Raw genomic sequence first — 16665 nt, 5'->3', positions numbered from 1 at the left:
TGATATTTTAGAATCCAAAGTATTCTTTTGCATTATAATAACTTATGTCCTCAACTATCTTCCCGACAAGTTCCATATCATCAGGCACTTCGCCACTCTCAACCCATTCTCCAATGAGGTTGCATAGGATCCTTCTGAAGTATTCATGTCTTGTGTATGAAAGGAAGCTTCTGGAGTCTGTAAGCATGCCCACAAAGCAGCTTAATAAGCCTACGCTGGACAGAGTTTTCATCTGCTCTATCATTCCTTCTTTATTATCGAGGAACCACCATGCGGCTCCAAACTGAACCTTGCCCTTGATGCCTTCTCCCTGGAAAGCTCCCATTATGGTAGCCAGAACATAGTTATCAACGGGATTCAGTGTGTACAGTATAGTCTTTGGCAGCTTATTATTCATCTCTAAGCTGTCTAGGAAGCCAATAAGCTTATGGGCAAGCTTACTGTCATTGATAACATCATATCCCGTGTTAGCTCCAATCTTTCTGAACATTCTTGTATTGCTGTTCCTGATTACATTGATATGAAGCTGCATTGCCCAACCAAGGTCAGCATATACCTCTCCCAAGAATATCAAGGTGTAGGTCTTATACTTTTCTTCTTCCTCCGCAGAAATTTCTTCCCCTTTCATAACCTTATCAAAGATGCTTGAAGCTTCTTCCTTTGTAGTTTCTATATAAGGGAAATAATCCAGTCCATGATCGGATATCCTACAGCCTACGGAATTAAATAATAGGGCCCTGTGTTTTAGCGCCTCAAGAAGGTCGTCGTACTTTTCAATTTTTTTGCCCCATGCATTTTCCAACAGTCCTATCCACTCTAGAAAATCACTCTTTCTAATATCCACTGCCCTATCAGGTCTAAAGGTAGGCAGAACCTTTGCCGGAAAGTCCACATCTTCCTTAAGGGCAATATGATATTCCAAAGAATCAACAGGGTCATCCGTTGTACATATAACTTCTACCTTGGACTTTTTAATCAAGCCCTTTGCCCTATATTCTTCTTTAGCCAGCAGGGCATTTACCTTCTCCCATATAGCAGGTGCAGTTTTCTCATTGAGAGGTTCTTCGATTCCGAAAAATCTTTGAAGCTCCAGGTGGGTCCAGTGATACAGTGGATTTCCTATAGTCATTGGGATAACCTTTGCCCAGGCCATGAACTTTTCATAATCATCCCCATCTCCGGTTATATATTTCTCCTCTATTCCGTAAGCTCTCATGGCCCTCCACTTGTAGTGGTCTCCATACAGCCAGGCTTCTGTTATATTCTTAAACTGCTTATTCTCACAGATTTCCTGTGGACTTAAGTGGCAGTGGTAATCTATAATGGGCAGAATCTTTGCATGGTTTTCATACAAACTTACTGCAGTTTCAGTGGATAACAAGAATTTTTCATCCATAAACTTTTTCATTTAACTCCCTCCCTTGCCTCTCTTACTTTATCAACAAATTTCTTTGCATTTTCCATAATCTTTGCTGTACCAAATTCCTTATATCCCTTCATCAGGTCTCCACCTATTCCTATAGCCACAGCGCCTGCCTTTACCCACTCATGGATATTGTCCAAGCTTACTCCTCCGGTAGGCATAATATTAGCCTGAGGCAGTGGACCCTTAACAGCCTTAATAAAGGAAGGGCCAAATGCACTGCCTGGGAATAGCTTTACAATATCAACACCGGCCTCCATGGCTTTGATTATTTCTGTTATAGTCATACATCCTGCAAGGTAGGGCACTTGATATCTGTTGCAAAGCTTAGCAGTTGCTTCGTCAAAGCCAGGACTGACAACATATTCTGCACCTGCAAGTATTGCAGCCCTTGCAGTTTCTGAGTCCAGCACTGTTCCTGCACCTACATACAGCTTATCCTTAAAGGTTTCTTTCAGAATCTTAATTACTTCTGAGGCCCCTGGCACTGTATAAGTAACTTCTATGGCCTTTATGCCACCTTCTATACATGCCTGTGAAATATCAACTGCCTCTTCCTTTGAATTGGCCCTTACCACGGCAACTACACCACATTCACAAATTGCATTTAAAATTTTCAACTTCTTCATAATTTCTGCCTCCTCATCTTTTAATAATTTATATAGGCCACATGGTATCTTCTAAATTATTTGCAGTTTTTTAATGAAAAACAGGGCAAAAGCCCTGCCTTATTACATCTATTTAAACTTTATTCTCCTATGAATAAAGCTTCTATAGTTCGTGATATTCAAACCAGTCAAAGCAGGCGTAGTTTTCACTGTCTTTTCCGTTACTACAAGCATATAAGCCTATGTATGCGCCAACAAAGCCACCTGCAACATCTGTGCTTAGGATTCTTCCGTCAACACTATCTGCCAGCACTGTATAGTCGTCACAGGTTTCTCCGAAGGAAAAGCTATATGCCTGACCATTAGCCTCTATTTTTAAGTATAGTTTTGCCGAAGATGGTTCTTTTTCTGCAAGGGTCTCTTCCAGACCATTACTGCACTTCACCAATTTAACAAGTTTCTTCCCATTATTAAGGATATAAGTAAATCTGAAGTTAAATCTGCGGTTCTGATACAGAACTAAACCAGCCTCTTCACCTTCACTTTGGGGTTCAAATTCCATGGCTGTGAAAGCTGCAAAGTTTATATGCTGCTGTCTTCTTCCTACAAAGCTTGGAGCTTCCAGTCCGGTTATGGGATATGGCGAAAGCTTAAGACTTAAATATCCCGGTTTCTGTGTTAAGCTGTAGAATTCCACCTTTGGCGTCTGTATGGTGTTCCATACAAGGCCCAGCTTCTTACCTTCAAAGTTGTCACAATTAGCCTTTGCTCCATAGATTTTCTGAGGTAGATTTGGTACCGGATATGTGTCCTCAACTTTTCCTGTTCCCGGGCTTACCAGTGGCCATCCATTTTCCCAGGTAACCGGCACAAGGAAGGTTTCTCTTCCCAGATTTCTATAATATCCTCCATAAGGCCTGGAGGCAAGAAGTACCATCCACCATTCACCGTTCTGAGTTTCCACTAAGTCGCCATGCCCAACATTGACTATTGGATAATTCCTTCCCAAATGTCTATGGGTTAAAATTGGATTACCCTTATACCCTTGGTAGGGACCGAGTATATTTTCACTTCTTGCAATAGTGATGGCATGCTCATGGCCGGTTCCTGCCTCAGATATCATAAGATAATATAAGCCATTTATTTTATAAATATGTGGTCCTTCAGGCCAATCAACATCCCTCATGGATCCCCGCCAAAGAGAATAGGTTTCTCCCACAAGTTTCATGGTGTTTAAGTCTAACTCCTGAAGCCAAATCTCCCAATTGCCATAGTATTTCTCTCCTTCAGGAGCTGGTCTTGTGCCTACATAATACGCTCTTCCATCCTCATCGAAAAACAATGAAGGGTCTATACCGGGAGCATCCAGCCAATAGGGATCAGACCATGGCCCTGCAGGATCCTTTGCCGTCACGATGAAGTTACCACCGGTTGATACATTAGTGGTTATCATATAAAAGGTGCCATTATAATAGCGTATGGTTGGTGCAAATATACCCCTGGACTGTTCAACCTTCTCTATATCCAACTGCGAAGGCCTATCAAGCACATGGCCTATCTGCTCCCAGTGAACTAAATCCTTACTGTGGAATATTGGTACTCCTGGATAGTAGGCAAAGCTGGAGGTAACCAAGTAATAGTCTTCTCCAACTCTGCAGATAGATGGATCAGGATAAAATCCCGGTAAGATCGGATTTTTAAAATAATTGTTATTATTATTGAAATAATTCATTTAACTCACCCTTCATAAAAACAAAATACTATTTCTCTGTATATTCCTCAAAACGGAACCAGCTAAAATCAAAATTACTTCCTGGCAGGAATACGAAGGTAACCTTTTGTAATCCGGTTATCTTGTCAAGCTCATATACTCTCTCTTCGTATCCCTCTGACTGTATAAATTCTACCAGTTGATTGCTTTCACCTTCTGCCCCACTGAATTTAATGTGAATTGTATTTTTGTCAATAGATGATCTTCCGCAAATTACAATTCTACCGGTACCCTTATCAGTAAAATCCATGCCTTCAAATTCAAGTGACACATTGTTTCCGATACCTTCAACATTATTTTCTCGTACGGTAAAGGTATCACCATAGATATGATCTGAATCTGCAGCATAGTTAACCTCAAAGGCCCTATTCTTCTTCTCAAAGTAGAAACCCTTAATGTGCACCTTCTTATTCAGTACAAAGCAAAGAGATGTAATTCCTTTAAGTCGTTTTGACAACTTATAAGTTTCTTCCTGATACACATTCCACTTGGACTCCTTTTGATAGATTACATCGGCCAGTAATTCACTTCCCTCTTCTCCAGGCCATCCTTCCCAAATCTGTATAGGATACTCTTCACTGCTTAGGGCAAAGATAGGAATTGTTATAAGATCTGAGCCATAGGTCCCAAAGTCTATTCCGGAAAATCCTACTTGAGTTTCACCGTCCCTGCTTGTTGCTACTCCTCTTTCATTTCCGTTTGTCACTTCACCTTTGCTGTAATCATAAAGTCCTGCAGATATAAAGCCGTAAGGGTCCTTATAAGCGGTGCCCAGACCAACTGATTTAAACTCAAGTTGAGATATGAGTTTTGTCTTGTCAGTACCATTCTTACTTGTACAGCGAAGTCTGAATTCTCCATCCCCAAAAGCCGTCACCTTGGCACTGTGACCATAGGCCTCTACTTTTGCATTGTTGGAAGGGATTCCGGCATCATTCACAACGCTCCACTCAACTTCCTTATAAGAAGTATTTTCCGGATATAGTTTAGCCTTAACGGTTATTTCTCCTATTGTTTCACTAAACTCTTGTCCGCACTCGCTGATAAGTTCTATTTTTCTTACGGGAATTTCATCACTGCTTCCCATAACACAAGGTAAGTCCTGATTTCTTGCGCTTGCGGATATGCCCTCCAGGTTAGTATCTATTGGTGGAAGAGCTTCAAAGGTCATAGCTGCACCCTCTAAGTCCTCAGAGGTTACTTCAAGCTGGATCTTTCCGGGCTTTAAGGTCGCTCCTATTATGGCCATTAACTTACCATTGAATAATCTTCTGCTTAAACCCTTATATTGGTCATAATCTGTGCTGTCACCATTATCAAGTCCAAGGAGTCGTCCCTCTCCGGAAACTTGAATCTTTACTCGATTGTTAGCATTCTCTACTATATTGCCAAACTCATCTTCCACATTTATTTCTGCAAAAATCAAATCTGTACCATTGGAAATGAGCTTTTCTTTATCAGGCTTTAAACTAATCTTCTTTCCATCTTTGAAGGACCTTTTAACATCTGCAGCAATAACTTTACCTGTCTCATCATAGGCTATGGCTTTTAATTCACCTTCTTCATAGGGAATTTTCCACCAGCCAACCAGCTGAGTACCCTTTTCATGATCAATGTCAAAGGTACCCACACTAGTGCCATTTAATTGAAGTTCAATTTTAGGTGCATTAGAGCAAACCCTCACATCAATTATTTGCCCCTTATTAAAATCCCAATAAGGGAAAATATGCACCATAGGCCTTGTTTTATAATCCGTCCATTCAGCCTGATAGATGTAGTAAGAATCCTTTTTAAAGGCAGCTGTATCAATTTGTCCAAAATAAGAATTCTTTGTGTGGTAGGGAGTTGGTTCACCTATGTAATCAAATCCCGTCCATATAAACTGGCCCAGGGAGAAATAGGTATCCCTTTCTGCCATTATGCATGCTTCTGCAGATTTTGCCCCCCAACTGGTGGTACTATTACCAAGAGCAGAACACTGCTCGTCATCATCCGCAAGGATAGATTTTTCAAATGGGAAGCGATAAACACCCCTGCTCTGCACAATGGAAGAAGTCTCACTGCCGTAGATAATCCAATCCGGATGCTCTTCATGGTGTTTGTTATAGTATTTTTCAGCGTAATTATAGCCAGCAACTTTAACGATATCAGCGCATTTTTGGGCATTCTCCCAAGGCATATAGTTTGAACCTATGGTTATCTTGGCATTTTCTTTTGGATCATATTGACGGACATACCCTATAAGCCTTCTGGTTATTTCCTGTCCTCTTTCATCGGCGTGAGTATCATAAATTTCATTTCCTATACTCCAAAGCAAGAGGCTTGGGTGGTTACGGTCTCTCATTATCCAGCTCTTAACATCCCTTTGGGCCCATTCTTTAAAGAACCTTCCATAGTCATAAGTGGTTTTTGATCTTTCCCACATATCAAAGGCTTCGGATGCCACCAGCATACCCATTTCATCCGCTAAGTCCATAAGTTCCGGCGCAGGCATGTTATGGGCTGTTCTTATGGCATTAACACCCATTTCCTTCAGTATTTCAAACCGTCTTCTTAGAGCAGTTTTGTTAAAGGCAGCCCCTAGTGCTCCTAAATCATGGTGTTCACAGACTCCGTTTAATTTCATCTTCTTACCGTTTAGAACCAGGCCTTCATTTGGATCAAGTATAAGCTCCCTGAAACCTAGATTCTGTGTTATAGACTCAATTTTCACCATATTCTGCTTGGAATTTTCATCTCCTTTAAGCAGGTATAATTCGGTTACGAATTCATATAGGTTAGGTTCCTCTGTACTCCATAGCAGCGGATTCCTTACCGTTAAGGTTTGCTTATTATTGCAGTGTACATCTTTAGGTGAAGCCACCTTTTGTGAAACTGTGGCAACAATTTGCTCCTTATATATGACGGTATGAACTAACAGAGCATCTTCACAGAGGTTTAATTCAGTTTCTACCTCTACCTGCCAGTCACTATCTCTTTGCTTAGTCCATATATACACACCATCTGTTACAATATGGTTCTTGCTTCTTTCCTTCAACCATACATTGCGGTATATACCGGCTCCGGAATACCACCTGCTGTTAGGGCTCTGATGTACAACTTTTAATAGGATTTCATTTTCCCCATTAACTAGTGCATCGGTTATATCATGTTCAAAGGAGGAATACCCATACTTCCATTCCCCCACAAACTTTCCATTGACATATAGGGTAGAATCCATATATACTCCATCAAAATATAAGAGAACCTGGTCTTCTTTCCTCTCATAGGTGAATCTTTTGCGGTACCAGCCTATGCTATTTTCATAGAGGTCCAAGGTGTTGTAAATAAGCCAATCATGAGGAATATCCACGGAGTTAAAATTCAGCAAACTGCTGTCTGAAACTTCAGGACCACTCTTTGCAAATTCCCAACCATCATTAAAAAGTATTTTCTTATTCACGGTCATGTACACCGCCTTTCTTTGAATACTTATTGAAGTCTATATAATATGTTTTGAGAAAGTTAACAAAAAGTTTAATTGTACATAGAGATTCAGCACCGTTGCTGAATCTCTACTCCTTAATTCTTGATTAGTAATATATCTTCCTGCCATGTGCATCCTTAATGCCGGTTCTTCTATAGAAGTAGGTATTTATAACATCTCTCCATTCTATAGAATCCTTAAGCTGTATATTAAACTTATCGCTGACCAGCTTAAATGTATCTTCGTCTATCTTATCCTCTAGGGATTTCCAAGCTTCTGTAAACTCTTCAACCTTTTCCACACCTTCAAAGTGGGTATCGTATATATGCTGTATAAGTGTTTTCCCACTCTTAAGCTTATAAGTATAATCCACATGATGGAAGAATAGCAGCAGTTCTTCCGGACAAGTTTCTATATTCTCATACATGCTTGCTACCGGCTCATGATACTGTGCAGTAAAGCCAGTACCTGTGGCTACAGTTCTGTCCACACCAATACCTTTCCAATCTGCATAATGATAAGTTCCCCATGGAGTATATTCATAGCCTTCTACACTTGGACCATAGTGATGATGCGGATATACCATCCAGCCTATTCCAAGAGGGCTTGTATATTTCTCATAGACCTCTCTGGACTGCATCAGTATAGAAACTACTTTTTCTACCACTTCAGAGTCACTGCCAAAGGTTAACTTCACCCATTCTTCTGCTATCTCTTCAGAACTTAATTCGGGATTCCAAGCTATCCTTCCCAATCCATAAAAGTTCGCCTGGGCTAGAGGGTGTCCTGTCCAACATTCACTGTCTCCAAGGTTTGATACTGCGGTAATTCCGCCATATTTGCTGTTAAATAAACTTCCATCTACTACCTTGCTTACAAGGGATCCTTTTCCCCTTGCATAGGTATCAAAGTCTAATACCTCTTTCCACATTGGCAGAAGATAGCATACATGCTTCTGCTGTCCGGTATATTCTTGAGCAGCCTGGAATTCCAATATCATATTGGTTTTTTCCATAGCTCCGAATAACGGTGATACAGCCTCTCTTATCTGGAAGTCCATTGGACCATTCTTCACCTGAAGTATTACATTATCCATAAACTGGCCATCTAAGGTTATAAAATTGTCATAAGCTGCCTTGGCTCTATCCTTTGTCCTGTCTCTCCAGTCAAGAAGGCAGTTATAAACAAAGCATCTCCAAATTACCAGCCCTCCATAAGGTTTTAATGCCTCCGCTAGAACGTTTGCTCCCTCTGCATGATTTCTTCCGTAAGTATAGGGTCCAGGTCTGAATTCCGAATCAGCTTTAACAACAAATCCACCAAAGTCAGGTATATATTTGTATATTGTATCCGCTGCATTCTTCCACCACTGCTTAACTCCTTCATCAAGTGGATCAGCGGTTGATAATCCCCCTACTTCTATGGGCGCAGCAAAATTTATGCTTAGATAAGTCTTGATGCCATAAGTTCTAAAAACATCAGCAATTGGTTCTATATCAGCTAAATATTCTTCAGTAATAAACTTCGTTTCAAGTTTGTGAACGTTAACATTATTAATAGATACACCGTTAATACCTATTGAAGCAAGCAGTGCTGCATAGTCTTTAATACGGCTCATATCTTTTACAATCTTATTATCACTGAAGAAAAAAGACTTACCAGCATATCCTCTTTCTATCTCTCCACTTATATTGTCCCAGTGGTTGATCATCCTGAGCTGATTTCTTGGGATTTCCAGTGTATCAACTTGAGAAAGTTCCTTTCCCATACTCATTGCCTTAATAAAATTAAATACTCCATATAGGACTCCTACATCATCTTTTCCAATAATATTAAGACTTATATAATTTGCTTCTCTAATATTCTTTACTAAAAAACTTCCCTTAACTAAATTATCATTCACTTCTATCCCTAATTTAAAACTTTTGGCATCATCTGCAGTACCAATAAACAAGTAGGATGAAGTCAATTTTTTATCTGTTATAACTGGATCTATATCCATTATTTCCTTAAGTGCACTCTTTAACTCTTCTACAGCTGTATGCACAATCTCACTATTGTCATTAACCACTATATGACCGCATACCTTTCTGTATTGTTCTTTTAGCTCAGAATTAGTGCACTTTTTATAGTTTAACCAGCAGTTATACATACTACCATAATTCTTCGACATCTTCTCAAATTTCAACATAGAATATTCTCCTTAAAATTGATTTAGATATTACTATTTAATTACGCTTTATGATACCATCAGATGGCTTTATTCAACATGAAATATATTATTACATTTGTAGAATATCACTATGATTTATTATTTATATCAAAATGTACATTGCTCTTCTATCTGGTATGATGATAATATTTAACTAAATGGTACATTAATTATTTCTGGTTTGAAAGGAGCCCAATATATGAGAATAACGGTTCAGAATGTAATAGATGCGCTTACAAATCCTCCAATTCTGATGAATAGTACCGTTGACCATCTACTCTTTGGTGATCCTACTGCAAGGGTGACAGGAGTCGCCGTTACCTTTTTGGCAACACAAGAGGTTATCGAAAAAGCAAAAGCTTCAGGCTTGAATATGATCGTGTCCCATGAAGGTATCTTCTACAGCCATTGGGGCAAAACTGACGGCCTGAAGAATGATCAGGTATACCTTCAGAAATTGCGGACTATTCAGGATTATGGTATTTCTATTTTCCGGTACCATGATTACATTCATAGATTTATGCCAGATGGTATAACCCGGGGACTACTACAATGTTTGGACTGGAAAAAGTATGAGGTTGAAAATCTTCCAGCTGCATCCATCGTGGAAATTCCCCCAACTACTCTTCAGGAAGTTATAAAACATGTTAAAGAGCGCCTAGGTATCAAATATGTCCGTTTTATGGGAGACCCATCTTCCCGCTGCAGCCGAATAGGTATGCTGGTTGGCTACAGAGGCGGGGGCGAATTGGTAGTACCTCTGTTTACAGAGAAAAACCTTGATATGGTAATCTATGGTGAAGGCCCGGAATGGGAAACACCAGAATATATAAGAGACGCTGTTTATCAAAAAAGACAAAAATCCCTATTGGTTGTAGGTCATGCAGAAAGTGAAATGCCAGGCATGAAATATTTAGCTGATTGGCTTCAGGAAAGGTTTCCTGATATTCCGGTTCATTTTATCCCTCAGGAGCCAGTGTTTCAAATTGGCTAGTGAGTTTATGATACAGTAATCTGCCTGCTTTAGTACGAAAACAATTTCAAAGCACAAAAGGAGGAATTCTATTGAAACTTAAGAACAAAAGCACCAGTAAGATAACAAACTTTAAGCTAAAGACAAATTTAATGCAATTGTTTACAAGAGTTAGAAAAGTAACTGTCGTCCAAACTATTCGTGGACAACTTATAAGTGCTACAATATGTCTTCTTTTAGTTTTTTCTATCACTATCGGAACGGTAACTTCTATGGTAGCCTCAAAGACATTGACCAGCAAAGCAAGAGAAAATATGCATAACTCCGTTATCCAGATTAATAATTATTTTTCACATTTGCTGGATCAAGTAACCAATGAAACAACTCAGTTACTTACAGATAAACAGATGTATCCATCAGATGATGCCTTTGACAACATTCAAAACGCTTTATTTAACATAGAGATTCAAAAGAAACTATCAGCTAATGTTACCCTTAATAAGGAAATTGAGCACTATTATATTATAACAGATAAAGTCATGGTAACAGATAAAAAAGTTGTTTATTTTAAAGACCCGGAAAAAGCAATAAAATGGAAGAACCAGCTTATTAATACAGTAATAGGCGAACCGTGGCAGTTAAATCTTGATAAAACTGTATTGGTTAATGAAGATCCTTTAGTCACATCTTCATTAGTTTCATTTGTCAGAAAAGGAGTAAACAATAATTTCTTATACATAGTAGACCTGAATTTTAAAGTCTTCAAAGAGGCGCTTTTAACCAGCAATATCAGCGAGAATGCCATTTCTTATGCTATTACCCCCAGCGGTAGAGTTATATCATCTATTGAAGATGATAGTGATATAGAAAACCAACAGTTTATCAGGGACGTTATGGAACAATCTAAGAGTAGGACTGAAAATACTTTTGAAATAAAAGGTAATAACGGCCCATTGCTAGTTTCATATTTTAAATCCAGCAACAATTGGACCTATGTAACAGCGGTTTCAAAGGCAGAAATTCTTTCTTCAGTGACCTCAACTCAATCTACTATTATAATTATCGCTATATTCTGCTGTATTATAGGTATCATAGCAATGTTAGTATTCTCTTATAAATTTACCAAGGAGTTAACTAAACTATCAAAATCAATGGAAGAAGTTGAAACCGGTAATCTGAATGTAGAAGTAACCAGTACCAGAAAAGATGAAATTGGTTCTTTAATTAGCAACTTTAACTCCATGGTATATCAATTGAAGTCAATAATAGCACAAAATAAAGAGATTTCTATGAATGTAAATTCCTTATCTATTGATATCTCAAAGATTTCAAGGGAAAACACTTTGGCTGCCAGTGAGGTTGCCAAAACAATATCAGAGGTGGCTGCAGGAATGAGTAATCAATCAGCAGAAATAGAAAAAAGCCTTAATTCTGTTGTTCAGTTATCAGATAAGATTAATAATGTTACAGCCTCAATAGATGCAATTACAGATACCTCCATAAAAGTAGCTGAATTAACTAAGGAAGGTACTTCTGTTGCTGATATATTAAATAAAACATCCGTTGAAACAAAGAACCTAACCCATGACTTATCTGAAGACATAAGCACATTGAATAAATACACCTCTGACATAAATATGATTACCGGCATGCTTAAAGCTATCTCTGCCCAAACAAACTTATTGGCCTTAAACGCCTCAATAGAAGCTGCCAGGGCCGGTGAAGCCGGTAAAGGTTTTGCGGTGGTTGCTGAAGAGATAAGAAAGTTAGCAGGCCAGTCAGAAGCTTCTACAAAAGAAATAGATAAGATCATTGAGAAGATTTCTTCTCAGATCAATAAAACAATAAAATCTATTACAAATACTGAAAAATCCTCTGACATTCAGTTTAAAGCAGTGGAACAATCTTTTAACATGTTTAACGAAATAAACCAGTCAATGGAAGTTCTATCTTCAAATATCTTAAGTATATCGGATATTGTTGATAAGATGAATGCAGATAAGGATCAAGTGATAAACAGTATGCAGTCTATATCCTCTGTAGCTATAGAGACTACAGCTTCTACTGAGGAGGTATCTGCTTCAACAGAAGAACAATTGGCACATACAGAAGAGCTCAATGCTATGACCAAGAAACTGGCAAGCTTATCTGAAAGTTTAAGCAATGCTATTAGTAAGTTCAAAGCATAATAATGCTAATAATAAAACTAAAATAAAAAGGAGATAATGCTATGAAAAATAACGATGTAAAACAAAAAGAACCTATAGTTACCCATATTTATACTGCGGACCCTTCCGCCCATGTGTTTGAAGGCAAACTCTACATATACCCTTCTCACGACCTTGATATAACAATGGAATCTAACGATAATGGTGATCAATACGGTATGACAGACTACCATATTCTATCTTTGGAAGATAATAATACTACCTGCGTAGACCACGGCGAGGCTCTTCACATAAAGGACGTGCCTTGGGCCAGGAAGCAGATGTGGGCTCCGGACGCAGCTTATAAGAATAATACCTATTACTTATACTTCCCTGCAAGAGATAAGGATGGCATTTTCAGAATTGGTGTGGCTACCAGCCCAAATCCAGCAGGCCCTTTCAAGGCACAAGAAAATTATATAGAAGGCAGCTTCAGTATTGACCCTGCTGTTTTAGTAGATGACGATGGCAGAGCCTATATTTACTTTGGTGGTCTTTGGGGAGGACAACTAGAAAAATGGCAGACAGGTAGCTATAATCCTGATGGTGTAGGCCCTGACAGTTCAGCTCCAGCCATTGGACCAAGAGTTGCTGAGTTAACTGATGATATGCTTTCATTTAAGAGTGCTCCCCAGGAGATATCAATTGTGGATGAGGATGGTAATCCAATACTTGCCGGAGATGAAGAAAGAAGATATTTCGAAGGTCCATGGATGCATAAATACAACGGAAACTATTATCTTTCATATTCTACAGGTACTACCCACTATATAGTATATGCCATGAGCAAGAGCCCAACAGGACCATTCGTTTATAAGGGCAGAATACTAAACCCTGTAGTAGGTTGGACTACCCATCATTCCATCGTTGAATTTGAAGGTAAATGGTATTTATTCTATCACGACAGTTCACTATCTGGTGGAGAGGACAATAAGAGATGTGTTAAGTTTACTGAGTTGACTTACAATGAAGATGGCACTATAAGAACAATAGACCCTTATAAATAATTAAGAATTAAGATTTAAGAATTAAAAATGTTGTTAGAAATTCAGCTGAGCTGAATTTCACCTTATAAAAAAACTATCAGATTCAATATCTGATAGTTTTTTGTGCTTATTTTTTAAACGATAGAGTTATTATAATTTAAGATTTTTTGTAGTGCAGCGGAGAAAAATCTTCCATCATTCTTAATTCTTAATTTTTAATACTTAATTTCCTATGTTGTTGCAGGTTTAACCAAGGATTTCTTTTTCCATTGACCTTGTCTATAGCGTATTACACTGGCTATGGCAGTGATAGTCCAGGTCAGTCCGCTTGTAGCCCATATGCTCCAAACACCAAAAGCTGGAACTGCAGCTAAAACACTTGAGAAGCCAACCCTTCCCATAACCTCCACAAACCCATTGATCATAGCATATAAAGAATCCCCTGTTCCATTAAGAAGTCCCCGTGTAATATAGATCATTCCAAGAGGGAAATAGAAACAGCTGGTAATTTTAATTGCCTTAGCTCCAAGGCTTATAACCGCTTCATCCTTGACGAAAACCTCCATCATGGCACGTCCTCCAAATTGTGCTCCCAGCAGGGCTAAGATACTAAATCCAGCAACTATTAAAATACTCTTATGGTATCCCTTTTTCACCCTATCAAGTTTATTTGATCCCATATTTTGTCCCGAAAAAGTAGACATGGCTGCAGATAAGGAATTAAAAGGCTGCTGTATAAGCTGCTCAACTCTGCTGGTGGCCGTATAGGCTGCAACTGCTACTTCTCCAAAGCCATTTACAACTCTCTGCAGAGCTACCAGGGACACGGCAATCATGGAGTTCTGTATGGCTACTGGAACACCAATCCTTATACACTTTTTAATTATAGACTCACTTACTTTCCAGTGACTCTTGTCTAATTTAAAGTAGGGGTTCTTTTTCCAGGCAAAAATTATGCAGCCCACTGCAGAAATTAATTGAGAGCTTACAGTAGCATAGGCTACCCCTAATACTCCAAGTCCAAAGACCAGTACAAGGATTAAATCCAAGACAACATTGATAATACTGGCTACAATTAAGAAAATGAGAGGTGTCTTTGAATCCCCTAAAGCTCTAAGCATTGCGGCTATAGCATTATAGGACGCAACCCCTATCATGCCCCCAGATACAATCCTCAAATATGCGGTAGCATCTTCTAAAATTTCAGGGGGAGTATTCATTGCCTGGAGAACCGGCCTTGCAAGCGCAGCAGCTAAAATGCTCATAATTATTCCCACTATCCCTATAACATAGACAGAATTTGCAATAGCTCTCTTTACCCTTGCTTCTTTCTTGGCACCAAAGTACTGTGAAATAATTATACCTGTTCCTACAGATAATCCTGAACAAAGAGAAAAAAATAAAAAATTCAAAGACCCGGTTGACCCTACTGCTGCTAAAGCATTAGCTCCAACAAACTTTCCCACTACTATAGAATCCACCATATTGTAAAACTGTTGAAATATATTGCCCAGTAACATAGGTAAGGAAAACTTTATAAGAAGAGAAACCTCATTTCCTTCTGTCATATCTTGTACGTACTTCATTGACATATTATTAAACTCTTCCTCTCTTGTGTATTGATTACGCAAACTCATAATCTTATTACAAGTATTGTCACTACTTTAGCTTTTAAGGATTTTCAGTTACTCCTTAAATCTCTTTATCTCTTTATATTATACAAAAACTTTTCCAAATAAAACAAGCCATACTTAATTTTTTCTCCATCATCACCTAAACTGATTTCACCAGCCCATAGTATATGTTTAAATTATTTCCTTTAGCAAGGGTGTAATACTTCCAGTGTATGATATCACCCCCCTTTTACAATATAATAAGCCAACGGTATTAATACATTGTATCAGGAGGGTGACTTAAGTAACAGACTATATTTAACCTTTTTTGTATGGTATAATTAAATCAGGGAGATGGATGTGAAACTCTGATTTAAGCTATTCAAAATAATCTTTAAGTACCTCATCTTTTTTATCTATAACAATATCTTCAGCCTTTACCTTCTTCAACAATAACTGATGTATGATATCCTTAAGGAACATGTCACTTCCAACAATATAATAGATGACATTTTCTCTTTCAGTTAGTTGTTGAAGCCTTTCATAAAAATCTTGCCTTGAATTTGTCCAATAATTTTTGTAACTTTCATCAGTAAGTTTATCAAGCTCATCTTTGAAGATATAATTCCCGGATGAATCTACATTTACATTGATCAGATAAGGTACACCTGTTTTATCATTGATAAAGCTATGAATAAGTGGTCTCATTGTGGCTATTCCCACTCCCATGGATAGCAGAATTATGGGCCTGTGGCAGCGCCTTAAGCCCATTCTTGAGCCTAGCTTAAACAACACAACTTCATCGCCAACATTTAACTTAGATAATTTCTGCTTATATTCCGAAGAACTACCTGGTACTCTTGTTGTAATACCAATTTTATTCTCTTGAGGCAGCGTCATTATAGACATATGACGGATCCAATTTCTATTAGGCTTCTCTCCTTCATCAAATCCAGCATGAGCTATGTGGGTATGAGCCCCAGGTTCCCATGTGAAGTCTTTCGGCTTCTCAAGATAATAGGTCTTTGTTCCCTGTGCTTCTTCAATTATATCTATAATTTTTAATTTATACTTAATCATGTTACATCTCCTTTGATAATAATTCTCATTTAAATAATATCACCTAAAGTTTTTTTGGTCAAGGATATAAAATGCCAAAGTTTTGAAATTTATTGCTATAAGTCTCATAAGAAACAATTAAGTAGAAAAGTGAAGCAAATAGGAGTAATTTGAAGCTTGTATATACTTTTTCCATAAGCCAGGTCCTCACAGGTAGATATAAGTATTTTATTAACTTGATATATAGTATTATATACCATATAATATATTTGTGATGATTGCTTATCATTTTATCCTTTAATATAAAATTGCATAAACAAATAAAGTAATTGTTAAGGTGGGGAGTT

10 protein-coding genes are annotated in these 16665 nt (G+C 38.2%); 3 read left to right on the top strand and 7 right to left on the bottom strand.

Features of this window, described 5'->3' with window-relative positions; genetic code table 11:
• Window positions 1–7: 7 nt before the first annotated feature.
• The 5 genes from uxaC to FHY60_RS01820 form a co-directional block, all read right to left on the bottom strand.
• A complete protein-coding gene (uxaC, locus tag FHY60_RS01840) occupies window positions 8–1408 on the bottom strand; it encodes a glucuronate isomerase (RefSeq protein WP_139902719.1) in 1401 nt (466 codons plus the stop codon).
• Window positions 1405–2055 (bottom strand): bifunctional 4-hydroxy-2-oxoglutarate aldolase/2-dehydro-3-deoxy-phosphogluconate aldolase, encoded by a 651-nt coding sequence (locus tag FHY60_RS01835; protein WP_139902717.1) that lies wholly within the window; start codon window positions 2053–2055, stop codon window positions 1405–1407. Before FHY60_RS01835 ends, uxaC begins: the two co-directional genes overlap by 4 nt.
• Before the next feature lie 139 nt (window positions 2056–2194).
• On the bottom strand, window positions 2195–3763 hold the full coding sequence (locus FHY60_RS01830) for a glycoside hydrolase family 43 protein (protein ID WP_139902715.1): 1569 nt from the start codon (window positions 3761–3763) through the stop codon (window positions 2195–2197).
• A 28-nt stretch (window positions 3764–3791) separates the two neighbouring features.
• Window positions 3792–7250: a glycoside hydrolase family 2 TIM barrel-domain containing protein gene (locus tag FHY60_RS01825; RefSeq protein WP_243122201.1), complete on the bottom strand. Its 3459-nt coding sequence runs from the start codon at window positions 7248–7250 to the stop codon at window positions 3792–3794.
• 124 nt (window positions 7251–7374) lie between these two features.
• Window positions 7375–9459 carry an alpha-glucuronidase family glycosyl hydrolase gene (locus FHY60_RS01820; RefSeq protein WP_243122200.1) on the bottom strand — a complete coding sequence of 695 codons (2085 nt, stop codon included), beginning with the start codon at window positions 9457–9459 and terminating at the stop codon, window positions 7375–7377.
• A 220-nt stretch (window positions 9460–9679) separates the two neighbouring features.
• On the opposite strand from FHY60_RS01820, the gene FHY60_RS01815 reads away from it, so the two are divergent.
• From FHY60_RS01815 to FHY60_RS01805, 3 genes are all read left to right on the top strand, one after another.
• The gene (locus tag FHY60_RS01815; RefSeq protein ID WP_139902711.1) at window positions 9680–10474 is read left to right on the top strand and encodes a Nif3-like dinuclear metal center hexameric protein; all 795 of its coding nucleotides are present in this window, start codon (window positions 9680–9682) and stop codon (window positions 10472–10474) included.
• 71 nt (window positions 10475–10545) lie between these two features.
• On the top strand, window positions 10546–12642 hold the full coding sequence (locus FHY60_RS01810; protein WP_139902708.1) for a methyl-accepting chemotaxis protein: 2097 nt from the start codon (window positions 10546–10548) through the stop codon (window positions 12640–12642).
• Between the two features lie 41 nt (window positions 12643–12683).
• Window positions 12684–13667: a glycoside hydrolase family 43 protein gene (locus tag FHY60_RS01805; protein WP_139902704.1), complete on the top strand. Its 984-nt coding sequence runs from the start codon at window positions 12684–12686 to the stop codon at window positions 13665–13667.
• Between the two features lie 209 nt (window positions 13668–13876).
• On the opposite strand, the gene FHY60_RS01800 is transcribed toward FHY60_RS01805, so the two are convergent.
• Both FHY60_RS01800 and FHY60_RS01795 read right to left on the bottom strand, forming a co-directional pair.
• Window positions 13877–15238 (bottom strand): MATE family efflux transporter, encoded by a 1362-nt coding sequence (locus FHY60_RS01800; protein WP_139902702.1) that lies wholly within the window; start codon window positions 15236–15238, stop codon window positions 13877–13879.
• A 399-nt stretch (window positions 15239–15637) separates the two neighbouring features.
• Window positions 15638–16339, bottom strand: a complete 702-nt coding sequence (locus FHY60_RS01795) for a ferredoxin reductase domain-containing protein (RefSeq protein ID WP_139902699.1) — start codon at window positions 16337–16339, stop codon at window positions 15638–15640.
• Window positions 16340–16665: the final 326 nt, after the last annotated feature.

It is taken from the genome of Clostridium thermarum (assembly GCF_006351925.1).
Lineage (GTDB): Bacteria > Bacillota > Clostridia > Clostridiales > Clostridiaceae > Clostridium_AU > Clostridium_AU thermarum.
Note: the sequence above shows the minus strand (reverse complement) of the source record. Positions and strands in the feature narration are given on the sequence as shown.